Below are 219 nucleotides of genomic sequence, written 5' to 3'. Positions count from 1 at the left end.
CGAGGCCATCCGCGACGGCTGGTTCGCCACCGGTGACCTCGGTTCGCTCGACCAGGACGGCTACCTGACGATCACCGGTCGCGCCAAGGAGATCATCGTCACCGCCGGCGGCAAGAACGTCTCGCCGGGGCAGATCGAGGACGCGATCCGGGCGCATCGACTCGTCGGTCACGCGGTCCTCATCGGTGAGGCCCGTAAGTTCGTCTCCGCGCTGATCAC

1 pseudogene is annotated in these 219 nt (G+C 67.6%); it reads left to right on the top strand.

The annotated features are described in order from the left end of the window. A pseudogene (locus AC3DEV_RS17295) lies at window positions 1-219 on the top strand (long-chain fatty acid--CoA ligase); the annotation flags it as partial.

The sequence above is a fragment of the Dietzia sp. IBK-p2-15D genome, assembly GCF_057773105.1.
Note: the sequence above shows the minus strand (reverse complement) of the source record. Positions and strands in the feature narration are given on the sequence as shown.